This window comes from Actinoallomurus sp. NPDC052308, from assembly GCF_040679195.1.
In the GTDB taxonomy this organism is placed as follows: domain Bacteria; phylum Actinomycetota; class Actinomycetes; order Streptosporangiales; family Streptosporangiaceae; genus Actinoallomurus; species Actinoallomurus liliacearum.
The window spans coordinates 193792-216500 of the sequence record NZ_JBFAUM010000002.1 but is presented as its reverse complement, the minus strand read 5'-3'; the positions used below and the strand labels follow the sequence as shown (position 1 = coordinate 216500).

The following is a 22709-nucleotide window of genomic DNA, read 5'->3' as shown; positions in this document are numbered from 1 at the left end:
ATGTCCCTCTGGCCGGCCATCTTCTCCGTCGCCGTCATCAACGTGCTGTTCAAGGCCCTCGGCCCCACCGTGCTCGGCGGGCGGGCCCTGCCGCAGCGGGTACGGGACGTCATCGCGATGCTGGCGCCGGCCCTGCTCGCCGCCCTCATCGTCGCCGAGGTCGCGGGCGCGCACTGGAGCAAGTTCGACTGGACCGTCGTGGCCGGCCTGGGCGGCGCGGGCGCCGCCCGCCTGCTCCGCTGGCCCGACCTGCCCGCCATCCTCTGCGGCGTCCTCGTCACCATCCTGCTCCGCCTGGCCGTCTGACCGACGGTGGTCGCTCACGTGTCGGTGATGGTGCCCATCATGTGCCGGCGCAGCCTGGCTCTCTCCGGACGGAGGGTGCGGTCTTGGCCAGCCGGTCGGCGAGAAAGCGCTGTTCTGGCTCGCTCTGCGCGAGATCGAGCGCCCGGCGGTAGGCGCGGTGGGCCTCGCCGTCGCGGCCTGCGCGACGCAGGAGCTCGGCGCGGGTGGAGTGGAAGTACCGGTAGTGGTCGAGGTCGAGGCGGTGCCGCTCACCGGCAACCCGCTGTCGACCGAGGTGCGTAAGACGTTCACCGAGGTGGCGCCGCCGACCCTCCTCGCCTACCTGTCACTGATCGACTTCGTGCCCGGGCAGCGGTCGTACGAGCACCTGACGACCATCGACATCGAGCCCGCCGGTGACCGTACGAACCTGGTCATGACGCTCGATCCCCTCCACGACGAAACCTGGACGCGGCAACACCGCGCCCATCGCGGCGACGAGCTCGACAACCTCGGGGCGACGATCAGACGGCGCACAACGGGATCACATTCCTGAGCCGACGACCCGATCTCCTCGGCCTCGCGCCACGGCGGGCTCTGCCTCTGACGGGCTGATCCGGCACTGGTATCGGGCCGGTGCGACTCCCTGGCGATCGCTGCGCTCTATCGCCTGCGATCGCCAGGGATCAAGCCTCGCCTCGCACCCGCCCCGCTTCGAGCGCCTTGGACACAGGTCGGCCCCCGTCACCGTGTGGGGTGCGGGGGCCGAGTCGTTCGCGGGGAGAGGCGGATCACCTCTTCCCGTTCCGTGGGTGGTCGGGCTCAGGCGCGTCGACTCACGACCCGCCGGCCGGAGCCTCGGCGGCTCCGCCGGAGTTTCCTGAAGACGATGCCGCGGACGGCGACCTTCCTGATGGTGGGGCTGCCGCCGCGCACGTCGACGCTGCCGCCGTCGGAGATCTCCTTGATGGTGGGATCGCCGTTGCGGACGTCGACCCTGCCGCCGAAGCCGACTTCCTCGATGGTGGGGCTTCCTCCGTAGACCCAGACGCGACCGCGGAAGCCGACCTCCTTGATGGTGGGGTCGCCGTAGCGGACGACGACGATCCCGCCGTCGGCGACCTCCTCGATGGTGGGGTTGCCGCCGCGGACCTCGACGTGACCGCCGTCGGCGACCTTCTTGATGGTGGGCTTGCCGCTGTGGACGATGACGATGCCGCCGTCGGTGACCTTCTTGATGGTGGGCTTGCCGTCGCGGACGACGACGATGCCGCCGTCGGTGACCTCCTCGATGGTCGGGTTGCCGCCGTAGATGAAGACACGAGCGCCTGCGCCGACCTTTTTGATGGTCGGCTCGGCGTGGTAGCGGACCACGACGATGCCGCCCTTGCCGACATACCCGATGGTGGGGTGGCCGACCTCCTGGTAACGGGAGAAGACGTCGACGTGACCGCCTTCGCCCACCTCCCTGATGGTGGAGTCGCCGCCGTGCAGGAAGGCGCTGCCGCCGTTGGAGACCTTCTTGATGGCGGTTTTGCCGTTGTGGACGTCGACGCGACGGCCGTTGGCGATGTTCCCGATGGCGTGGTGGTCACCGCGGATGGGCCTGCGCGTGCCGCCGTTCATAGTGAAATGGCCGCTCATCGTGGAGCTCCCTTTCTTGTCCCTGGTTGTGTTGCGCCCTGACTGATGTACGGGGGCGCCAGGGATGACCGTCCGGGCCACGGCCACTTCCGCACACGCTCACGCTGGGGTCGGGAGGGGACGACCAGTGAAGATCCCTGGTGTTCACTGTCCTCTAAGGGCAGTGAACGCCAGGGATCTCGGCATCTCGCAGAAGGTGGTCAGCCATCCCACTCCGCGTCGGCGATCTCCTCCGCCTCGCGCCACGGTGGGGTGTAGTCCAGGGACTTCGCCTCGGCGGCGATGACGTCGCGGTGGGCCCACAGCTTGGCGGCGGCGTCGGCGTACAGGTCGAGGAGCGGGCGGGCGTCCGGATGCAGGTGCGCCTTCTGGATGGTGAACGAGCCGTCGATCACCCGGAGCGTGTTCGGGTGATCCTCGCCGCGGTACTTGCGGTCGACGCCCGGCAGCGGCGACTGGAACAGCCGCTGCGCCGGAAGGGGCATCAGCTGGTAGTGCGTCGCGGGCACGCCCTCGGCCCGCAGGGCGCGCATGACGACCGAGCGGAGCGGCCCGGCGAACTCCGGGCCGAGGCCGAAGGGCTCCGGGTCGACCCGGAACCGCAGGATGTGCCACACGTGAGTGCGGTCGTCCGGCGCGGTGGGGACGTGCAGCCAGGGCAGCTCCGCGAGCCGGCCGAGGAAGTGCCGGACGTTCTGGTCGCGCAGCTCCGATTCCCGCCCGAACCGCGCCAGCTGGCTGCGCGTGAAGGCGCACTGGATCGCGGCCGGCTTGTGGTTCCAGCCGAGCAGGTGGGAGACGTAGCTGCGCGACCCGCGGCGCGGGATCACCTCGCCGAACTGCCGCATCATCGTCGCCCGCCGGTACAGGTCGGCGTCGTCGGTCGTGACCAGGCCGCCCTCCCCGCAGGTGGCGAGGTTCTTGCTGACGTTCAGGCTGAAGGTGTTGATCGCGCCGAACGAGCCGGCCGGCCGGTCGTGGTAGCGCGCGCCGTGGGCCTGGGCGGCGTCCTCGATCACCGTGAGGCCGTGCCGCTCGGCCACCGCCATGAGCTCGGTGAGGTCGGCGGGCAGCCCGTGCAGGTGGACCACGATGATGGCCTTGGTCCGCGGTGTCACGGCCGCCTCGACGGCCGCCGGGTCGACGTTGAACGTCACCGGGTCGATGTCGGCGAACACCGGAACGGCGAACACGTGCAGGGGCGCGATCGCGGAGGCGATGAAGCTCAGCGCGGGGACGATCACCTCGTCGCCCGGCCCGATCCCGGCCGCCGCGAGGGCGAGGGACAGCGCCGTGGTGCCGTTGCTGACGGCGACGCAGTGCCGGGTGCCGGTCTCCCGCGCCCACTCCCGTTCGAGTCCCGCGATCTCCTTCTCGCCGGACGAGGCGGTGGTGAAGCGGCCGCTCGCCAGCACGCGGCGTACGGCCTCCTCGTCGTCCGGGGTGACCACCGGCCACTTGGGGATACGGCGGTCACGCGGAACGGTCCGCGTGCCGCCGAGCATCGCGAGCTTGTCCATGGTCACTCCCGGTCATAGGTCGGCCAGCACGGCCTCGGTCTGGTATAGGGCCTGCTCGGTCGCGCCGAGGATCGCGTCGTGCCGCCGGCGGAGCCGGCGGGGGGAGACGTCCCCCTTGCGCGTGAGGGCGGCGGTGATGCGCAGGGCGGTCCAGTGGTGCGCGACGCGGTCCACGGTCCGGCCCAGTTCGCGGAGGAGTGGCGCGTCGAGTTCCCGCCCGGCGTCGGTCAGCCAGTCGGCGTGCAGCGCCGTCGTGGCCAGCACCCCGCCGGCCACGACGAACAGCTCGTCGGCGACCTCGTCGCCGTGGACGAGCCGCTGCTCCATGCCGCGCAGGAAGCTCTCCAGGCCGGGCAGCCCCACGTGGTCGTCGCCGTCGTCGGGCGCGGTGAACCCGGCGAGGTTGCGCAGCAGCCGCGCCGTGACGACCTGCCGGTCGACGGGCCGGAGCCGCGCGTGGTCTACCGTGACCTCGAGCCAGCGGTCCGCGATCGGGCTCTCGGCGAAGAACATGTCCCGGTCGTGTTGCGCCTCGTTGCCCGAGTGCCGGGCGGCGGTGAGGACCTCGATCGGCAGGTCGCCGTCGAAGCGCGGGGGGACCGTGTCGAGGACGCGGGCGGTCCGCTCCTCGTCGTCGAAGCCGTACACGATGACCATGTGGTTGGCGTGCACGTCCTGGTAGGCGGGCCGGAAGGGCAGCTCGAAGTTGTCCACCGCGACCGCGACGGGTGTGCCGGCGGCGACCTGGTCGCGCACCTCGGCCCAGCCGCGGTCGGCGTCTCCGGGCAGGTGCCACCGCGACGTGATCGGATGGTACGGCGCGATCGCCGACAGCAGGGAGGATCCCGGCCGGCACGGGTAGTAGTACTCCTCCTGCCGGAAGTCGCCCGGCGGGTAGTAGAAGCCCCACGCCGCGCCGAGCGCGTCGAGCGGGGGCAGGCCCTGGTGGGCGAGCAGCGTGGCGGCACAGGCGTGCAGGCAGCCCGCCAGATCGTGACGCCAGGGCCGTACGCCGTCGAGGACGACCTTCACGGCGCGCCCACCTCCTCGGTCACGGGCAGCAGCGTCATGGCGAACACGTGGACGGCCGGGTTGTCGGGCAGCCGGATCGCGGTGAGCGGTGTCTCGCGGGGCACGGGCACCCGTTCCCGCCAGATCGCCGGGCCCATCCGTTCCTGCACGTGCCGGGGGTAGTGCAGGGTCCGGCAGCGCAGCCCGTGGCGTTCGCCGAAGCGGGGGTCGGTCTCCGGCCAGAAGTCGGACACGCGCAGCCACTCCGGGTCGATCGCGCCGTCCGCGTAGTGCAGCAGGACGAAGTCCTCCGTACGGCGCTCGGCGGCGGCGACGAGGTAGACCCAGTCGTACCGGCCGGGTGGCACGGGCACGAGCTGGCCCGCGCAGCGCACGTTGTCCGCCCCCGAGGGACCGCGGTCGGGGAACCGGAACGGCACGCCGCCGAGCACGGTCGGCGGCTCGCCGGGCAGCTCCTCGGCCGGGAAGGTGTTACGCCAGATGTTGAAGGCGCCGCCGGACAGGTCGTCCCGCCCGGTGAGCCCGGTGTTGTCGAAGAAGGAGGACAGGTCGACCTGGGTCATCGACCCGGTCGTCTCCTGCCGAAGGGACGTCAAGGGTCACCACCTCCAGGGGGAGATCTCTGCTTCGCGCCCCGGCGGCAGCCGCCAGAACGCGTGGTACTCGGGATGGACGGTGCGCGGGGCCACGTGCGCGGGAACCGAGGCGCGGACCGGGCCCGCGTACCGCACGTCGGCCCCCTCCTCGCCGATCCCGGCGAGGAGCTCCTGCGGGTCGGGCGCGTGCTCGGTGGGCAGGTCGACGCCCGCGAGCCGTACGGCGGGGACGCCGCTGCTCACCAGCCGGGCGCTCGCGGAGCGCACCGCCGCGAACACGTCGTCCGCGTCGTCGACGACCACGGCCCACAGCCCGGCGGGGTCGGTGAGCCAGCAGACGACCGGTGCGGCGGGCGGCGGCATGGCGGTCCAGGGGAAGGGGTCCGGCTCCCAGGGCGTCGCCGGGTCCCGCTCCATGGTCACCTCGGTGAGCGGCTTGTCGGGGCTCGGCCAGTGCGTGACCACCCGGTAGCCGAGCGCCGCGTAGAACGACGGCAGGCAGCGCTCGACGACGGCGTTCAGCCGGACCCGGGGGACCACGGCGTCCCGCGCCGCGTCCTCGATGGCGCGGAGCAGCCGGCGCGCCACGCCGCGCTTCTTGCCGGCCGGCGCGGTGGCGACGCGGCTGACCTCCCAGTACCCGGCCTCGTGCGCGCGGACGCGGGCCGCGCCCGCGGGAGTGCCGTCCGGCGTCAGCGCGAGCCAGACGCCGATCCCGGCCCGCAGTTCGTCGGCGACCTCGGCGGCGGTGTCCCGGGACCCGTCCGGCGGCGGCAGTCCGTGGATCGGGTCCGATCCGTCGTACGCCTGCCGCGTGATCACCGCGACCACGCCGGCCCACTTGCTGATCGTCACCTCGTCGCCGTCGAGCCGGACGAACTCCAGGCCGCCCGGGTCCGGCTCGAGGTCTCCTGCCGCCGTCATGGGCGGCCGCTTCAGGTCGCTCATCGTCGTCACCGGTAGCCGCGGAGCAGATCGGCGAAGCAGGAGGCCCCGAACCGCAGCGCCTCGACCGGGACGCGCTCGTCCGGCCGGTGCAGCAGCCCCCGGTAGCCCGCGCCGGCGGGCAGCATGAGGGGCAGCCACCCGTAACAGGCGATGCCGAGCCGGGGGAAGAGGCGGGCGTCGGTGGACGCGGTCGTGACCATCGGCACCGGGACCCCGTCCGGATCGGCGGCGCGCAGCACCTCGGCGAGCTGGTCGTAGAAGGGGCCGAACTCCGGTTCCGGCATCGCCTCGCCCTCCACGATCACCTCGGCGTCGAGGTCGGCGCCGACCCGTTCGGACAGCGCCGCGACGAAGTCCGCCGCGCCGAAGCCGCCCGGGAGGGCGCGGCAGTCAAGCTCGACGGTCATCTCCTCCGGCAGGACGTTCGTCGCCGTACCGGCCCGGACGACCGTCGCGTTGACCGAGTGCCGCAGGATCGAGCGGAGGTACTGCGCGTCCGCCGCCGACAGCTCGCCGAGGGCGCTCTCGTCGGCCGGATCGGCGCGCAGCCGCTCGAAGACGGCGGCCTGCGGCTCGGGCAGCGCGGCGCTCAGCTCGCGCAGCATCCGGTCGGCGGCCGGCGTGAGCACGGGCGGCAGGCCGCCGGGCTCGATCGCGTCCAGGAGGCGGGTCAACCGGCGTACCGGGCTGTCGGGGAGCGCGACGCGGGACGCGTGGCCGCCGGGTCCGCGCAGCGTGATCCGCAGCCAGCAGGCCCGTTTCTCCGCGACGACGATGGGGTGGAGGCGTACGGCGCCGTCCAGTTCGAGGTCCGCTCCGCCGTCCTCGCCGACGGCGTACCGCATGCCGTCGAACAGCTCGGGGTGCCGGTCGACGAGGTACCGCGCGCCGACCGCGCTGCCCGCCTCCTCGTCGGGCACGACCGCGAGCAGTACGTCGCCCGCCGGCCGGACCCCCTCGGCGTGCAGGCGCAGCATCGCCGTGAGCATCATGGCGAGGCCGCCCTTCATGTCGAGCGAGCCGCGCCCCCAGACGTGACCGTCGCGGACGGCGCCGTCGAACGGCGGGTACGACCACTGCTGGTCCTTGGTGGGGACGACGTCGACGTGGGCGTGCATGAGCAGGCCCGGCGCCGCGCCGCGGCCCGGGAGCCGGATCAGCAGGTTCGGCCGGTCGGGCTGTGCGGCGACGAGGCGATGCGGCAGTCCGGCGTCGGCGGCGAGGCCGGCGACGAACTCCACGCACGCCGCCTCGTTCCCCGGAGGGTTCGTCGTGTCGTACCGGATCAGTCGTTGCGTGAGCGTCACCGGGTCGGCCGCCGTGTCGAGTCGGTCAGGCATAGGTGACCCTTCGGTTGACCGAAAATGGCGGTGTATGGGCGCCGGAAAAGCGGCATCAACGCCGCTACCTGCGCCGTGTCGGATTGGGACTAAGAGGAGCCTAACGCCGATACATCGTTGGCAAGGTCAGCCGCTTCGCGCCTTTTCGGGGAGATATTTGGACACGGTGATGACGACGGATCACGGGTCTTGACGTACGTCTTTCCCGGCCACTCAAGATCGACATTGCGCCCGGTGAAGTGGGGTTACAGGCCGTATAAACATCGGGTCGCTGGCAAAGTGAACGTTTTGGGTATTGGTCGCGATTCGTGTTTATTCCGGCATTGCTGGGTACCTCGCTCCAGGGTCAAATCCGTGGAGGGCCGATGGTCGAGAAAGATCTGCACCTGTCCCATCTCGAAGTACTGGAAGCGCAGGCGATCTTCGTGATGCGCGAGGTCGCCGCCGAACTGCAGAACCCCGCGATGCTGTTCTCCGGGGGCAAGGACTCCGCCGTCATGGCGCACCTGGCGCGCCGCGCGTTCTGGCCGGCGCCCGTGCCGTTCCCCGCGCTGCACGTGGACACCGGGCACAACTTCCCCGAGGTCATCGAGTACCGCGACAAGTTCCTCGCCGACCTCGGCATACGGCTGGTCGTCGTCTCGATGCCGGAGATGATCAGCGACGGCCGGCTCACCGAGCCACCCGGAACCGTCAGCCGCAACCGCCTGCAGGGCACCGCCCTGGTCGAGGCGGTCACCGAGCACCGCTTCGACGCCCTGTTCGGCGGCGGACGGCGCGACGAGGAGAAGGCCCGCGCCAAGGAACGGATCTTCTCGCTGCGCGACGAGTTCGGGCAGTGGGACCCGCGCGACCAGCGGCCCGAGCTGTGGACCCTGCACAACGCCATGATCGCTCCGGGGGAGAACCTGCGCGTCTTCCCGCTGTCCAACTGGACCGAGGCCGACGTCTGGCAGTACATCGAGCGGTACGAGGTCGCGCTGCCGGCGCTCTACTACGCGCACCGCCGGCCCGTCCTCAGCCGCGACGGCATGCTGTTCGCGCAGAACCCCTTCCTCCCGCAGGAGGAGGGCGAGGAGGCGCGCGAGATGCGGGTGCGCTTCCGGACGGTCGGCGACATGACCTGCACCGGCGCGATCGAGAGCGACGCGAGCACCCCGGCCGAGGTGATCGAGGAGATGGCACGTTCCCGGCTCAGCGAACGCGGCGCGACGCGCGCCGACGACCGGTTCGCCGAGTCCGCCATGGAGGACCGCAAGCGGGAGGGCTACTTCTGATGGAACTGCTCACCTTCGTGACCGCCGGCTCGGTCGATGACGGCAAGAGCACGCTGATCGGGCGTCTGCTCTACGACACCGAGTCCATCACCGAGGACCAGATCGAGGCGGTCGCCCGCTCCAGCACCCGCATGGGGCTGGAGGAGACCAACCTCGCGCTCCTGACCGACGGCCTGCGCGCCGAGCGGGAACAGGGCATCACCATCGACGTCGCCTACCGCTACTTCAGCACGTCCCGCCGCAAGTTCATCATCGCCGACGCCCCCGGGCACGTGCAGTACACCCGGAACATGGTCTGCGGCGCCTCGGTCGCCGACCTCGCGCTGCTGCTCGTCGACGTCCGGGCCGGTCTCACCGAACAGACCCGGCGGCACGCCTTCCTGCTGTCGCTCCTCGGCGTGCCGCACTGGCTGATCGCGGTGAACAAGATGGACCTCGTCGACTACCGGCAGTCCGACTTCGACCGCCTGCGGGAGGAGTGCTCGCGGTTCATGACCCGCCTGCGGGTGCCCGACCTGGCGTTCATCCCCATCTCGGCGCTGCGCGGGGACAACGTTGTGACCCCCTCGGACACGATGGACTGGCACCACGGCGGCACGATCCTCGACCACCTGGAGACGGTGCACATCCGCTCGGACCGCAACATGGTGGACGCGCGGTTCCCGGTGCAGTACGTCGTGCGCCCGCGCTCGGACGACTTCCACGACTACCGGGGCTACGCCGGTCAGGTCGCCGGTGGCGTCTTCCGGCCGGGCGACGAGGTCCTGGTGCTGCCCAGCGGCATGAGCAGCCGCGTCGAGTCGATCGACACCGCCGAAGGCCCGATCGACGAGGCGTTCCCGCCCATGTCGGTGACGCTGCGGCTGACCGACGACCTGGACGTCGCCCGCGGCGATCTCATCTGCCGGCCGGGGAACCACCCCGTGATCACGCAGGACGTCGACGCGATGGTCTCCTGGATGGACAGCACGCCGGTGCAGCCGGGCGCGCGCCTGGTCCTGAAGCACACGAGCCGCAGCGTCCGCGCCCAGCTCCGCGAGATCGTCTACCGGGTCGACGTGAACTCCCTGCACCGCCAGAACACCGACTCGCTCGGCGCGAACGACATCGGCCGGATCAAGTTGCGCACGGCGCAGCCCATCATGTGCGACGACTACGCGAGGAACCGCACCACCGGCAGCTTCATCCTCCTCGACCCGAACACGAACCGTACGGTCGCCGGCGGGATGGTCGACACCCGAACCCAGGACTGAGGGAAGAATTCATGCGTGTACTCGTCTGCGACCGGCTGTCGATCGTCAGACATGGGCTGTCCGCCCTGCTCGCGGCCGAAGAGGACATCGAGGTGATCGATGAGACCGGCAGCGGCATCGACGCCATGGTCCTCGCGCGGCGGCACCAGCCCCACGTGGTGGTCACCGGGCTGGCCCTGGACGGCATCTCCGGTCTCGAGCTCGTACGGCGACTCAACCAGGAGGACCTCGACCCGAAGCCGCGGGTCGTCGTCCTGTCGATGATGGAGAACGAGGACACCATCTCGCGGGTCCTGCACGCCGGGGCGAACGGCCTGCTGGTCAAGGAGGTCACCCGCGAGCAGCTGGGCTCGGCGGTGCGCGCCGCGGCCGACGGCCAGACCATGCTGGCCCCCCAGGTCGCGACCCGGCTGGTGGACTGGTTCCGCCGCCAGGAGGCGCCGACGGAGACCCCTCTCCAGTCCGAGGTCGAGTCGCTCACCGCCCGCGAACGCGAGGTGCTCACCCTGTTCGCGCGGGGACTGACGATCGAGGAGGTGGCCGCCGAGCTGTTCATCGGCACCACCACCGTACGGACCCACGTCTACCGGCTGCGCTGCAAGCTTGGACTGAAGGACCGGGCGCAGCTCGTCTCGTTCGCCTACCGCGCCGGCCTGATGCAGGAGGCCCGGCGCCTGGGCCCGGGAGGGAACGACCACTCAGCGGCCGACGGCCCGAGCGGCCGTCGTACCGCGCCCGGAGCCGACCGGAAGAGCCGCCCGCCGGTGGACGGGCCGGGCCGGAGGGCCCCGGTGAACGGGCGGGTGGCGAACGGCCGCCCGCCGGTGGACGGGCGGGTGGCGAACGGCCGCCCGCCGGTGGACGGGCGGGGGGCGAACGGCCGTCCGCCGGTGGACGGGCCGGTCCGGGGCACGTCGGTGAACCGGCGGCCCATGAACGGTCGTCCGTCCCACGACGGATCACCCGGGAGCGGGATGGTCAACGGCCGGGCGGACAAGACGGAACACTCCGCCAGGGCCGCGCGGACGCGGAGATGACCGAACGCACCACCGGGATCGCCCGGACGACGAGACCGGGCGGCCGCGCGGACGGACTGGGAGTTCGTCCGCCGCGCCGCCGCCCGGTCGTTCCGCGACCCTTCGCTCAGTGCCCGGGCAGCCCGAAGACGTAGAACGTCGTGCCGGGGGTGGCCCACTTGGCGGTGTAGCCGTTCCCCCAGTAGACGAGTCCGTCCACGACGGCCGGGCCGGCGAGTGACGAGCCCTGGCCCTTCCGGTCCCACAGGACCTTCCCGGTGGCCGCGTCCAGGGCGTACATGTGGCCGGTCGTCGAACCGGCGTACACCACGCCGTTCGCCACGGTGAGCGGCGCCTTGTCATGCCCCTTCGACGGATCGGCGATCTGCCAGACGAGCTTTCCGGTCAGCGCGTCGAGCGCGGAGAAGGAGCCGTAGTCGATCGTCTTGCCGTTCGGCAGCTTGTACGGGTGGGAGTCTGCGTTGGACTCGGCGACGTAGACCCGCTTGCCGTCGGTCGCGCTGCCCCACTGGATGCCGCCCTGCTGCCCGCTCGGGCCGGGGGCCGCGCTCCAGAGGATCTTGCCGGTGGCGCCGTCGAGCTGCCAGTAGATGCCGCTCTTCTGCCCGGCTCCGACCAGCACCCGCTGCTTCCCGTGGTCATTGACGACCGAGACGTGCGCGCCGTCGCCGAAGTCGGCGTCCGGGCCGTGGTCGGGCTTGCAGTTGTTCGGCGGTGCGCCGGGCAGGCACCCGGAGTTCCAGTCGTCGAACATCTTCGCGCCGGTCGACCACCGGATCTTTCCGGTGCGCATGTCAACCGCGATGATCGAGTCGATGCGGTTCTCCGAGGAGAAGCACTTCTCCGGTGTGCCGCCGGCCTTGCGGCATTTCTCCACGCTGGCGGGGACGGCGTAGTTGTTCCCGGTGGTGATGACGACCGTCTTGTTCACCGGGTCGATGGCGGGGGTGCCGCTCCAGATGGCCGCACCGCTGTAGCCGCCGGTCGTCCCGCCGTTCGGCGGCTGGAAGTACGTCCGCCACAGCACCTTGTGGGTGCGCTCGCTGATCGCCACCAGGTTGCCGCGGAACTTGCAGCACTGGTAGTTCGGCGCGGCCGCCTGGTCCTCCTCGCCCGACGCGATGCCCTCGTAGATGACGCCGTCATGGACGAGCGGCGACTGGGTGAGCCAGGCGGCGAACTGCTTGTCCAGGACGAGCTTCCAGCGCAGCTTGCCCGTGGCGGCGTCGACGGCGAGCAGCCGGGCGGCGTCGGCGGTGACCGGCGGCGCCGATCCCGTGGCGTGCAGGCCGTAGTGGTCGCCGATGTAGACGGTGTCGCCGGAGACGGCGGGGCTGGTCCGGGAGAAGCTCTTCTGGTCCCCGGTGTACTCCGACACCTTGTGCGACCAGATCACCCGGCCGGTCCGGGCGTCGTACTTGGTGAAGTACCCCCCGAAGTCCGGCACGTAGATCGCGCCGCCGACGACCGCGGGGGTCGCCGAGACGTCCCCGTGCATGGTCGCCGTCCAGCGCGTCGTCAGCCGGGACGCGTTGGAGGCGTTGATCTGGTGTTCGTACGGGTTGCCATGCGTGTCGTAGATGTTCTGGCCGCCGGACGGCCACTCGCCCGCGGTCCGCTGTGGCGCGACGGTGTCATGCGCCGAGACGTCGGAGGCGGAATGGGAGGTGCACGCCACGGCGCCCGCCAGCGCGCCGACGACCAGGAATGCCCCGGCCAGTGCGGCCCACAGTCTTTGCAAAGGTCTTCTCGTTGGAAATCGCATAAGCTCCCTCCTTGAGGGTCCACGGTAACCGCCCGAAAAAGGCATGTTCCGAGCGCCGCCGATATTCGTCATCCGGATGACCGGTGGGTAATCACGACGATGAGGCGGACGCGCCGGATAGTCGGATCGATGAATCCCGGATGACAATTATTGCGATTCCTTAAAGTGGAAACGCAGAGCGATTATCGTCCCCAGCTGATGGGCAATCGGCCGGAGGGCGTCATGGGGAGTGCGGTCACCAGAAGATCATTCCTGCGGGCCGTCGGCATCGCCGGCGGAGCCGGAGTCCTGTTCGAGACGATGGGCGCACTCGGCCTGGCGCCGACGGCGGCGGACGCGGCGGGACGCCCGTTCGTCCCGCCGAGCCGCGCGGATTTCGCGCTGTCGGGCCGCAAGGCCCCGAAGGTCGTGATCCTCGGCGGCGGCATCGCCGGGCTCGCCACCGCGTACGAACTGGGCAAGGCGGGATACGACTGCCGCATCCTGGAGGCGAAGAACCGTCCCGGCGGACGCAATTGGACGGTCCGCGGCGGCACCGTCGAACGCGAACTGGGCGGTTACGAACAGCGCGCCACGTTCGCGCCCGGGCTTTATATGAACGCCGGTCCGGCGCGGATCGCGCAGTTCATGTTGACGCTCGACTACTGTCGCGAACTCGGTGTCGCGATCGAGCCGTTCGTCAATCAGAATGCCGACGCCTACGTCTATTACGACAACGCCGGGCCGATGTCCGACGTCCGGACGACGGACCGCGCCGTCAAGGCCGACACGTACGGCTACATCAGTGAGCTGCTGGCCAAGGCCACCAGCCAGGGCGCGCTCGACGCGGAGCTGTCCGCCGACGACAAGGACCGGCTGATGGCGTTCCTCGAGGACTTCGGCGCCCTCACCCGCACGGGCGGCGAGTGGAGGTACACCGGCACCGACCGCCGGGGATACTCGGTCCTGCCCGACGCGGCCGACCAGCCGGGCACGGTCCTCGGGCCGCCGCCGTCCCTGCACAACGTGCTCGCCTCCCGGCTCGGCCGGAACCTGTCGTTCGAACTCGGCTGGGACCAGGCGATGATGATGTTCCAGCCGATCGGCGGCATGGACCGCATCCCGTACGCCCTCGCCGACCGCATCGGCGGGCACCGCATCGAGTACCAGGCCGAGGTCTTGGAGGTGACGGACCAGCCGGACGCCGTCCACGTGCGGTACCGCGACGCGAAGGGCCGGCAGCGGATGGCGCAGGGCGACTACTGCGTGGCGACCCTGCCCGCCTATCTCATGGCGCGGATCCCCACGAACCTGGGCGCGGCGGTGAAGGCGGCCCTGGAGTACCCGACCCGGGTCCACGTCGGCAAGCTGGGCCTGGAGTACCGGCGGCGGTGGTGGGAGGAGGACGACCGCATCTACGGCGGGATCACCAACACCGACCTGGACATCAGCCAGATCTGGTACCCCTCCCACGGGTACCACGGCAAGGGCGGCGTCCTGCTCGGCTACTACACGCAGGGGCCGGGCACCGACGCCTTCGACCGGATGTCGCCGGCGGACCGGATCAAGCACGCCCTCGCCCAGGGGGTGAAGATCCATGGCCCGAAGTACGCGAAGGAGGTCGTCTCGGCGTTCGCCGTGGCGTGGGACCGCATCCCGCACATCGAGACCGGGTGGGTCGCCTGGCCGTCCTGGACGAGTGGCCAGTACGAACTGCTGAACCAGCCGCACGGCCGCGTGTACTTCGCCGGTGAGTGGCTGACGCGTTTCATGGGCTGGCAGGCGGGCGCGTTCCTGTCCGCCCGCTACGTCGTCAGCGAGATCCACCAGCGCGCCCTCGCCACCCCACGGTAGGCCCCACGAGACCGTCTTCCCTTGGTGGATCGCATCTACGTAGATGCCATCTACACAGAGCGGACGTCATCGGGTTCTGGGGCGATGAGGCGCGACCGGCGGCGCCGGTCTCAGTTGATCAGGACGCGGTCCGTGGGGGCGTCGGAGTCCTTGGTCCAGCCGTCATGGCCCTGCGCCGATCGCCAGCGCCGGCCGGCGTAGCGCACCTCGTGGATGCCGTACGGCTGGGCGTGCGCGACCATCCAGGTCGCGATCGTCCACCCGCTGCGGGCGTTGGCCGCGGTGATCCCGTCGCCGGTGTCCTTGCGCTTGAGCGTCTTGCGCAGGGTGTCGAGGGCCTGCGCCGACTGGTCCTGCTTCTTGCGCTTGTTCGGCGGGTACCAGCAGCGAACGGCGCCGGGCACGCGGCCGGTGTAGGCCGCGGCCATGATCCGGGCGTCCTCCTCGTGCCGGGCGTACGCCTTGCCGTCCGCGCTGCGCTGCACCCGCTGGGCCGCGTCGTGGACGGGCAGCCCGGTGTAGTCCTTGACCTTGACGAGCGCGCTGAAGAACCGGTTCGCGGCGTAGACCGGGTCCTTCAGCTGGGCGGACGTGCCCCAGCCCTGCGACGGGCGCTGCTGGAACAGGCCGACGGAGTCGCGGTCGCCGCTCTCGAGGTTGCGCAGGTGCGACTCCTGCAGCGCCGTCGCGTACGCGATGACGACGGCCTCTTCGGGGAGCTTCTTGCGCAGTGCCACGGCGGCGATCGTGGCGGCGTTGGCGGCCTGGTCGAGGTCGAGCGGCATGACTCCGGTGCTCGTACGGGCCTCGCAGTTGGTGCCGTGGAGATACGGACGGAAGTGGACGTACAGTGCGGCACCGCCGCCGACGATGACCAGCGTGGTGATCAACGCGATGACGGCCAGCCGCAGCCGCCTCCCACTCGTCCGACTCACGGGCACGAAGGTACCCGTTCCTTACACCCTGCCGGACATTCATCGACGGTGCCGCCGCTATTCTCACCGGCATGACCGACACGTTCACCAGCCCGATCTCAAGCGTCATCGATGAGCTGTGGGAGCGCCGGGCCGACCTGAGCCCCGAGGACACCGACGCCCGATCCGCCATTGTGGGCGCGGTCGATCTGATCGACGCCGGGCAGGCGCGTGTGGCGTTCGTCGACGAGGCCACCGACGAGGTGATCGTCGACGAGCGTGCCAAGCGGGCGATCCTGCTGAGCTTCAAGGTGCTGGGCATGGCCCGCGCGCAGGTGGGCGACTTCCACTACCACGACCGGATTCCGCTGAAGACCCGTCTCGACGGGGTGCGCGTGGTGCCCGGTGCCATCGCCCGCTGGGGCTCCTATCTCGCGCCGGGCGTGGTCCTCATGCCGTCGTTCACGAACATCGGGGCGTACGTCGACTCCGGCACGATGGTCGACACCTGGGCGACGGTCGGGTCCTGCGCGCAGGTCGGCAAGAACGTCCACCTGTCCGGCGGCGTCGGCATCGGCGGCGTGCTCGAGCCGCCGAACGCCAAGCCCGTCATCATCGGGGACGAGGCCATGATCGGCAGCCGCTCGATGATCGTCGAGGGGGCCCGCGTGGGCACGGGCGCGGTCGTCGGCTCCGGGACGAACCTCTCCGCCTCGATGCCGGTCATCGACGTGCAGACCGGCGAGGAGCTCGGCCGCGGTCGCATCCCCGACTGGTGCGTCGCGGTCGGCGGCACGCGGCTGAAGGAGTTCCCCGGCGGCACCTTCGGGATGCCCGCCGTGCTGGTGATCAAGCGTCTCGAGCCCGGTGTGCGGCACGACAAGTCGCAGCTCAACGACGTCCTGCGGGACCACGGCCTGAGCGCCTGACCCGCATCCCGCCGAACGCGCGAGGTGCCGGGGCACGGCCCCGGCACCTCGGTCGGTTCTGATCAGGTGTTGTTGGCGAGGGCGAGCAGGCGCGACGCGTCGCCGTTGAAGGTGTCCTGGTCACCCGGGAACGTGCCGCTGTCGGCGTACTGCCAGATGGTGTAGAAGCTCCAGCCGTACGGCAGGGTGCCGGCCGAGCTGCTGTACTTCGCGATCCACAGCGGGCTGTTCGTCGCGAAGGTCGCGTCGTTGTTGCCGGTGCACGAGGTCCACCAGTCGAGGGTCGTGTAGATGACCGCATACCGGCCGGTCTTGGCGTGGTACTCGTTGATGAACGCGTGGATCCAGCTCTTCATCGAGGCCTGGCTCAGGCCGTAGCACGTGGCCCCGTACGGGTTGTACTCGATGTCGAGCGCGCCGGGCAGCGTCTGGTTGTCCTTGGACCAGCCGCCGCCGTGGGCGGCGAAGTAGTCGGCCTGCGCCGCGCCGCTCGAGGTGTTCGGCGTGGCGAAGTGGTAGGCGCCGCGGATCAGGCCGGCGTTGTAGGACCCGACGTACTGCTGCGAGAAGTAGGGGTTCTGGTACGACGTGCCCTCGGTGGCCTTGACGTAGGCGAACTTGGCGCCGTTGCTCTTCACCGTGCTCCAGGCGACGTTGCCCTGGTGGCTGGAGACGTCGAGGCCGGGGAGCCCGGCGACCAGCGGGCTGACCGTGCCGTCGGAGGTGCTCCGGGCGGCGAGGCCCGAGCCGGCGTGGTCCTTGTCGGGGTGGGTGATCGGGTTCGGCGACGCGCCGGCCGCGGGCGCGGCGGCGAGGACGCCTCCGGCGACGGCGAGCGCGGCGAACGCCGTGGTCAGCCTGCGGACGATGCGGTGGCGGGGGGACGGGGCCACGGATTCCTCCTGGGGATCGGGAGTGGCGGGGGTGGGACTACCGTGCGGGCGGGTGGACTCGGGCGGCCGGGGGCGGAGTGGCCCGGCCATCAGGGGCGGCGGTCGGCGGCGCCCACGGCGGGGCCGTGGTCGCCGAGGGCCCGCGGTCCGGGCAGGCCGGATCGGGTGATGGGCGCCTCGGCGCGCGCGGCGTACGCCAGGCCGAGCGCACCGGCGACCTCCGACCGGAGCCGGGGGAGCTGGGCGTAGAGCGCGTCGCCGGGGCACTCGGTGGTGTTGTAGTCGCGGTGGCCGACGATCGCGGTGGCCGGGGAGAGCCCGTAGAGGTCGCAGAGCCAGGCGAGGGTCTGGACGAGCGAGTTCCACAGGGCGGTGGGCGGCAGTTCGGTGGTGTAGGTGCCCTCGTTCTCGATGCCGAGGGTGTGGCCGTTCTCGTTCGCGCACTGGGCGCCCATCACGTTCGCGCCCTTGCCGATGGCCTCGATGGAGCGGTTGCGGCCCTCCATCACGTAGCCGCCACGGCTGATCGTGAGCTGCTGCCCGGTGTCGCTCCAGCCGTTGGTGTCCATGTGGAGGTCCTGGCAGTCGCGGGACAGCTGGAAGGCGTGGGTGAGCGAGTAGTCGGTGGAGTTCGGGAAGGCCATGTGGTGCACGATCAGGTGATCGGGCGCCTTGATGATGGTGGCGGGCGAGGTCGGGGGCCGTGCTCCCCACTCGGCGCGCGTGTAGATGTACGGCCTGGTGGCGGCGTGTGCGGAGCGCGGGCGGGTCAGGCCGGCGGCGCCGAGGAGGACGGCGCCGCCCGCGACGGCGGCCGCGCGCATGAGCACGTCGCGGCGGGCGAGGTCGGGGCCGGTGGTGGCGGGGCCCAGCGGGGCGGCGGGCCGGCTGCGGGGGTGGGCGGGGGGATGGTCCATGGCGGGGGAGGTCCTTCCCGGGCGAAAACAAACGGCGTTCCGCTCCCTCTCACAGGTAAATAACCAACGAATCAAGCCATAAGTAAGTGGAAAAATCCCCCAATATTGCGGCCTTCGTTGGCAGGTCGGCAGATCCGCGCAGTTCAGGCTGATTAACGGCGCGGCCGCAGACCGCCGGGCGGCTGGCCGGATCCGGGCATCACTGGCGTAGGCTCAGGCCCCATGCGGCTTGATCTGACTCAGGACGTCGCGTCCTTGACCGCGGCGATCGTCGACATCGAATCGGTGAGCGGTAACGAGAAGGCCCTCGCCGACGCGGTCGAGGAGGCGCTGCGCGCCCTGCCCCACCTGTCCGTCGAGCGGGACGGCGACACGGTCATCGCGCGGACGTCGCAGGGCCGCAGCGAGCGGGTCGTGATCGCCGGGCACCTCGACACCGTGCCGATCAACCACAACCTGCCCTCCCGCGTGGAGGGCGACCGGCTGTACGGCTGCGGGACCGGGGACATGAAGGCGGGCGTCGCCGTCCAGCTCAAGCTGGCCACCATCCCCGAGACCACCCGGGACGTCACGTACTTCTTCTACGAGTGCGAGGAGATCGAGGAGGAGCGCAACGGCCTCCGGCGCATCGGTCTGACCCGGCCCGAGCTCCTGCAGGCCGACTTCGCGGTCCTGATGGAGCCGTCGGGCGGCATCGTCGAGGGCGGTTGCCAGGGCACCATCCGCGTCGAGGTCAAGGTCGCCGGCGAGCGGGCGCACAGCGCGCGGTCGTGGATGGGGACGAACGCCATCCACCAGGCCGCCGCGGTGCTCGACGTCCTGCGCGCGTACGAGCCGGAGCGGCCCGTGGTGGACGGCCTGGAGTACCACGAGGGGCTCAACGCGGTGTTCGTCCGGGGCGGGGTCGCGGGCAACGTCATCCCCGACGAGTGCGTCGTCACGATCAACTACCGGTTCGCGCCCGACAAGTCCCTGGCCGACGCCGAGCGGTACCTCCGAAAGCTGTTCGACGGCTACGAGGTCACCGTGGTCGACGGCGCGCCGGGTGCGCGCCCGGGCCTGACGCATCCGGTCGCGGCGGCGTTCACCGAGGCCACCGGCGGCGCGGTGCGTGCCAAGTTCGGCTGGACCGACGTCGCGAGGTTCTCCGAGCTGGGCATCCCGGCCGTCAACTACGGCCCCGGTGAACCGAGCCTGTCGCACACCCGTGATGAGTACGTCGAGATTCCGCGTATCTTCGCGAGTGAGGAGCGGATGCGAGCCTGGCTCACGACCTGAGCGCCGCCGCCCAGACCCGAGCGGCGCGGCTCAACGACGTGAGCCGCGGCATCGACGACACCGACGAGTTCCCCCGGACCCCAGAGCGGCATCGACGCGGGAAGGTGGCCTGATGAGCCAGGTCCTGGCTGACGGACTGACGATCGCGGAGGCGGCCGAGCGCACCGGCGTCTCCACCCACACCCTGCGCTACTACGAGCGCATCGGCGCGTTCCGGGAGCCCCCGGAGCGCGACGCCAGCGGGCACCGCCGCTACACCGAGCGCGACCTGTCCTGGATCACCCTGCTCACCCGGCTACGCGCGACCGGGATGCCCATCGCGACCCTCCTGCGCTACGCCGAGCTGGCCCGGGAGGGCAACGGAACGGCCGCCGACCGCAAGGCGCTGCTCGTGGCGCACCGCGCGGAGGTGGCCGCGCACATCGACGAGCTGCAGCATGACCTCGAGCTCATCGACCACAAGATCAACGCGTACGAGGAGATCGAGCGCACCCGCTTCGGCCGGTGACCGCTGGCCGTCAGACGCCGACCCGGGACGGCAGGGGGTCTCCCTCCGAGAACGTCCCGGTCCGGCGGATGACGTGCCAGCGCAGCGGGGCGCCCAGCACGGCCGTGACCAGCGACTGGATGACGACCAGGTACATCAGCTGCCGGTAGACGACCTGCTGGAGCGGCATGGCCCACAGCGTCCTGAGGCGTTCGCCGTCGAGTTTCAGCGCGTACGTCGCGGCCGCCGCCTGCGCCGCGGTGAACGCCACCCAGGACACCGCGACGGTCAACGGGTTCATGACGAACATGCCGTACACGGCGAAGACGTCGACCACGGGGGCGAGGCACGGCAGCGCGACCTGGAAGATGGTCAGGTACGGCAGGCAACGGCGGCCGAACCGGCCCGACCGGCCGCGTTCGACCAGCGCCCGCTTGTGCTTCCACATCGCCTGCAGGGTCCCGTAGCACCACCGGTACCGCTGCCGCCAGAGCTGCCGCAGGGACGACGGCGCCTCGGTCCAGGCGAGGGCGGTCTCCTCGTACACGACCCGCCAGCCCGCCCGGCAGATCGCCATGGTCAGGTCGGTGTCCTCGGCCAGGGTCTCGGTGCTGAGGCCGCCGACCGACGCGAGCGCCTCCCGCCGGAACGCCCCGATCGCGCCGGGCACGGTCGGCATGCACTCGAGCACGTCGAACATCCGCCGGTCGAGGTTGAACCCGATGACGTACTCGAGGTGCTGCCAGCGGCCGATGAGGCCCTTGCGGTTGGCCACCTTGGTGTTGCCGCTGACCGCTCCGACGCGCGGGTCGGCCAGCGGGCGGACGAGGTTGCCGATCGTGTCGCGCTGGAAGACCGTGTCGCCGTCGACGAGGACCAGTACCTCATGGGACGCGTGCGCGATGCCGGTGTTCAGCGCGGCCGGCTTGCCGCCGTTCGGTCGCCGGATGAGCCGGACGTTCGCGAGCTCCCGCTCCAGCCGCGCGCCGATGACCGGGGTGTCGTCGCTGGACCCGTCGTCGACGATCAGGACCTCGATGGGCGCCGGGTAGTCGGTGGCGACGAGGGAGCGCACCGTCGCCGCCAGTCCGACCTCCTCGTTGTACGCCGGGACGATCACCGACACCGGCGGCGGAACGTCCTGTCGCACGCCGGCGCGGCGACGGCGCTCGCGACGCACCCGCCGTACGTGGACGTGCGCGAACAGCGGGAGGGCGAGCAGCCGGAGGGTGGTCAGCACACCGGCGATCGCGAAGAGGACGCCGAGCCAGCCGGTCAGCCGGCCGGACCAGCGCTGGCCGTCGATCAGCGCCGTTCCGGTCACCTTGTCGAGGGTCGAGGCGGGCACGTCGGCGGACGGCAGCCGCATCGCCTGGCTGAGCGTGGTGAACCGGTACCCCTTGGCGGACAGGCGGGTCAGCAGCACGTCGAGGGCCTGCACCGTCTGGCTCCGGTCACCACCCGAGTCGTGCAACATCAGGACCGCGCCGGCGCCCTTCCGGGGCGTCGCGGCCTGCACGATCCTGTCCACGCCCGGGCGCCGCCAGTCCTCGGTGTCCTGGTCGGTGAGCGCCACGACGTAGCCCTGCCGCCCGGCCTCCTGCGCCGCGCGGTACTCCGGTGCCGACAGGCCGTCCGGCACGGAGGAGTACGGCATCCGCATGAGCCGGGTGTGGATCCCGGCCGCGCCGGCGAGCGCGCGCTGGGTCAGGTCCAGCTCGAAGCGGATCCGCCAGGGCGACGAACTCGCCATGTCGACGTGGGTGTAGGTGTGCGAACCGATCTCGTCGCCCTCGCGGATCGCCCGGTCGACGATGTCGGGATGGTCGGCGACGTGCGCGCCGATGACGAAGAACGTCGCGTGCGCCCCGTGACGTCGCAGCACGTCCAGGATCTGCGGGGTCCAGCGGGGGTCGGGTCCGTCGTCGAAGGTGAGCGCGATCGTACGGCGGGGGGCCCGGACGCTCTCGGGGGCACCGCCCGACAGGTTGACGACGGGACCGCCGTCGGCGACGGCGGCCGGCGCCGAACCGCTCTTGGTGTACTCGTGCTGCGTCGACTCGCCGACGACGCCGTGGGCGTATCCCCCCAGCAGGAGACCGCCGACGAGCGTCAGGGCGCCGAGGAACAACAGGATCCAGTGGCCGCGTGGGTCACGCCGCCGCTTGTCGCGGGCGATCATGAGTGCTTCGGGTGCGGGCTCTTCGTCAGCCCGACGCCTTTGCCCTTGCCGTGGGTGGTCCGCGTGGCGGCCGGAGCGGAGGTGGTCGGCCCGGTGGTCGGGGTCGCGGATGCCGGGGTGGGCTTCGTACCGGCGGGAGCGGCACCGGCCTTCGGGGAGCCGGACGCGCCGCCGGTCCGCGTCGGGCCGCTCGGCGACCGGGGATCGGTCGAACCCAGCGTCGGGAGCGAGCCGCGGGTCCCGCCGCGGGGCATGAGCAGCTGTGCGGCGTGACCGTGGCCGGACGTGGCGGGACGCGCATGGGGCCACGGAGTGAGCGGCACCCGTGCCCCGATGGCCAGCCCGACCCCGACGAGTATGAGGTAGCCGGCGACGAGGCACCCGAGCGCGATCCCGGCACGGCGCATGATCCGTCCCCGACGGCCCGTCGGATCGACGAAAACGGGGTCCTGCTCCAGGACCTCAGTCGCTTGGTTCACGGAGGGAGTCTAGAACCCGACAAATCGACATACATTACGAAAGCATCGTTTCCTCACCGACGGGTATACGCCGAGGTCGGCCGAAAGCGGTCGCGTCGCT

21 protein-coding genes are annotated in these 22709 nt (G+C 71.1%); 9 read left to right on the top strand and 12 right to left on the bottom strand.

What is annotated here, in order from left to right:
• The gene (locus tag AB0L00_RS07050) at window positions 1-306 is read left to right on the top strand and encodes an AzlD domain-containing protein (protein WP_345354191.1); all 306 of its coding nucleotides are present in this window, start codon (window positions 1-3) and stop codon (window positions 304-306) included.
• Between the two features lie 157 nt (window positions 307-463).
• Window positions 464-841, top strand: coding sequence for a hypothetical protein (locus tag AB0L00_RS07045; RefSeq protein ID WP_364429530.1), 378 nt, complete (start codon window positions 464-466; stop codon window positions 839-841).
• Between the two features lie 266 nt (window positions 842-1107).
• On the opposite strand, the gene AB0L00_RS07040 is transcribed toward AB0L00_RS07045, so the two are convergent.
• The 6 genes from AB0L00_RS07040 to AB0L00_RS07015 all read right to left on the bottom strand — a co-directional run bounded on the left by AB0L00_RS07040 (window position 1108) and on the right by AB0L00_RS07015 (window position 7365).
• On the bottom strand, window positions 1108-1929 hold the full coding sequence (locus AB0L00_RS07040) for a hypothetical protein (RefSeq protein WP_364429527.1): 822 nt from the start codon (window positions 1927-1929) through the stop codon (window positions 1108-1110).
• 200 nt (window positions 1930-2129) lie between these two features.
• Window positions 2130-3449 carry a DegT/DnrJ/EryC1/StrS family aminotransferase gene (locus tag AB0L00_RS07035; RefSeq protein WP_364429524.1) on the bottom strand — a complete coding sequence of 440 codons (1320 nt, stop codon included), beginning with the start codon at window positions 3447-3449 and terminating at the stop codon, window positions 2130-2132.
• A 12-nt stretch (window positions 3450-3461) separates the two neighbouring features.
• The gene (locus AB0L00_RS07030) at window positions 3462-4481 is read right to left on the bottom strand and encodes a BtrH N-terminal domain-containing protein (RefSeq protein WP_364429521.1); all 1020 of its coding nucleotides are present in this window, start codon (window positions 4479-4481) and stop codon (window positions 3462-3464) included.
• Window positions 4478-5077, bottom strand: coding sequence for a hypothetical protein (locus tag AB0L00_RS07025; RefSeq protein WP_364429518.1), 600 nt, complete (start codon window positions 5075-5077; stop codon window positions 4478-4480). The genes AB0L00_RS07030 and AB0L00_RS07025 overlap by 4 nt, the downstream gene beginning before the upstream one ends.
• Before the next feature lie 3 nt (window positions 5078-5080).
• Complete coding sequence (locus AB0L00_RS07020) at window positions 5081-6025, bottom strand: GNAT family N-acetyltransferase (RefSeq protein ID WP_364429516.1); 945 nt, start codon at window positions 6023-6025, stop codon at window positions 5081-5083.
• A gap of 5 nt (window positions 6026-6030) precedes the next feature.
• Entirely contained in the window at window positions 6031-7365 is a 1335-nt protein-coding gene (locus AB0L00_RS07015) for a M20/M25/M40 family metallo-hydrolase (protein ID WP_364429513.1), read from the bottom strand.
• A 365-nt stretch (window positions 7366-7730) separates the two neighbouring features.
• On the opposite strand from AB0L00_RS07015, the gene cysD reads away from it, so the two are divergent.
• From cysD to AB0L00_RS07000, 3 genes are read left to right on the top strand one after another with little or no spacing between them, the layout of a single operon-like run.
• Entirely contained in the window at window positions 7731-8642 is a 912-nt protein-coding gene (gene cysD / locus AB0L00_RS07010; RefSeq protein WP_364429510.1) for a sulfate adenylyltransferase subunit CysD, read from the top strand.
• Window positions 8642-9895 carry a GTP-binding protein gene (locus AB0L00_RS07005; RefSeq protein ID WP_364429507.1) on the top strand — a complete coding sequence of 418 codons (1254 nt, stop codon included), beginning with the start codon at window positions 8642-8644 and terminating at the stop codon, window positions 9893-9895. The genes cysD and AB0L00_RS07005 overlap by 1 nt, the downstream gene beginning before the upstream one ends.
• 11 nt (window positions 9896-9906) lie before the next feature.
• Window positions 9907-10932, top strand: a complete 1026-nt coding sequence (locus AB0L00_RS07000; RefSeq protein WP_364429504.1) for a response regulator — start codon at window positions 9907-9909, stop codon at window positions 10930-10932.
• Between the two features lie 106 nt (window positions 10933-11038).
• Here the strand turns inward: AB0L00_RS07000 and AB0L00_RS06995 are convergent, their stop codons facing one another.
• A complete protein-coding gene (locus tag AB0L00_RS06995) occupies window positions 11039-12673 on the bottom strand; it encodes a PQQ-binding-like beta-propeller repeat protein (protein WP_364429501.1) in 1635 nt (544 codons plus the stop codon).
• Between the two features lie 222 nt (window positions 12674-12895).
• Here AB0L00_RS06995 and AB0L00_RS06990 point away from each other — a divergent pair, with 222 nt between their 5' ends.
• Entirely contained in the window at window positions 12896-14530 is a 1635-nt protein-coding gene (locus tag AB0L00_RS06990; protein ID WP_364429498.1) for a flavin monoamine oxidase family protein, read from the top strand.
• A 110-nt stretch (window positions 14531-14640) separates the two neighbouring features.
• On the opposite strand, the gene AB0L00_RS06985 is transcribed toward AB0L00_RS06990, so the two are convergent.
• A complete protein-coding gene (locus AB0L00_RS06985) occupies window positions 14641-15465 on the bottom strand; it encodes a hypothetical protein (RefSeq protein WP_364429495.1) in 825 nt (274 codons plus the stop codon).
• Window positions 15466-15536: 71 nt separating this feature from the next.
• Between AB0L00_RS06985 and AB0L00_RS06980 the strand changes: the two genes are divergently transcribed.
• Window positions 15537-16373 carry a 2,3,4,5-tetrahydropyridine-2,6-dicarboxylate N-succinyltransferase gene (locus AB0L00_RS06980; protein WP_364429492.1) on the top strand — a complete coding sequence of 279 codons (837 nt, stop codon included), beginning with the start codon at window positions 15537-15539 and terminating at the stop codon, window positions 16371-16373.
• 62 nt (window positions 16374-16435) lie between these two features.
• Here AB0L00_RS06980 and AB0L00_RS06975 read toward each other — a convergent pair whose 3' ends face one another.
• Complete coding sequence (locus AB0L00_RS06975) at window positions 16436-17266, bottom strand: lysozyme (protein WP_364429490.1); 831 nt, start codon at window positions 17264-17266, stop codon at window positions 16436-16438.
• A gap of 89 nt (window positions 17267-17355) precedes the next feature.
• The gene (locus AB0L00_RS06970) at window positions 17356-18183 is read right to left on the bottom strand and encodes a peptidoglycan recognition family protein (RefSeq protein ID WP_364429488.1); all 828 of its coding nucleotides are present in this window, start codon (window positions 18181-18183) and stop codon (window positions 17356-17358) included.
• 222 nt (window positions 18184-18405) lie between these two features.
• Here AB0L00_RS06970 and dapE point away from each other — a divergent pair, with 222 nt between their 5' ends.
• Together dapE and AB0L00_RS06960 are read left to right on the top strand one after the other, a co-directional pair.
• Complete coding sequence (gene dapE / locus AB0L00_RS06965) at window positions 18406-19461, top strand: succinyl-diaminopimelate desuccinylase (RefSeq protein WP_364429485.1); 1056 nt, start codon at window positions 18406-18408, stop codon at window positions 19459-19461.
• A 112-nt stretch (window positions 19462-19573) separates the two neighbouring features.
• Window positions 19574-19969 carry a MerR family transcriptional regulator gene (locus tag AB0L00_RS06960; RefSeq protein ID WP_364429483.1) on the top strand — a complete coding sequence of 132 codons (396 nt, stop codon included), beginning with the start codon at window positions 19574-19576 and terminating at the stop codon, window positions 19967-19969.
• Between the two features lie 10 nt (window positions 19970-19979).
• Here AB0L00_RS06960 and AB0L00_RS06955 read toward each other — a convergent pair whose 3' ends face one another.
• Window positions 19980-22130, bottom strand: coding sequence for a bifunctional polysaccharide deacetylase/glycosyltransferase family 2 protein (locus tag AB0L00_RS06955; RefSeq protein WP_364429480.1), 2151 nt, complete (start codon window positions 22128-22130; stop codon window positions 19980-19982).
• On the bottom strand, window positions 22127-22609 hold the full coding sequence (locus tag AB0L00_RS06950; RefSeq protein ID WP_364429477.1) for a hypothetical protein: 483 nt from the start codon (window positions 22607-22609) through the stop codon (window positions 22127-22129). Before AB0L00_RS06950 ends, AB0L00_RS06955 begins: the two co-directional genes overlap by 4 nt.
• Window positions 22610-22709: the final 100 nt, after the last annotated feature.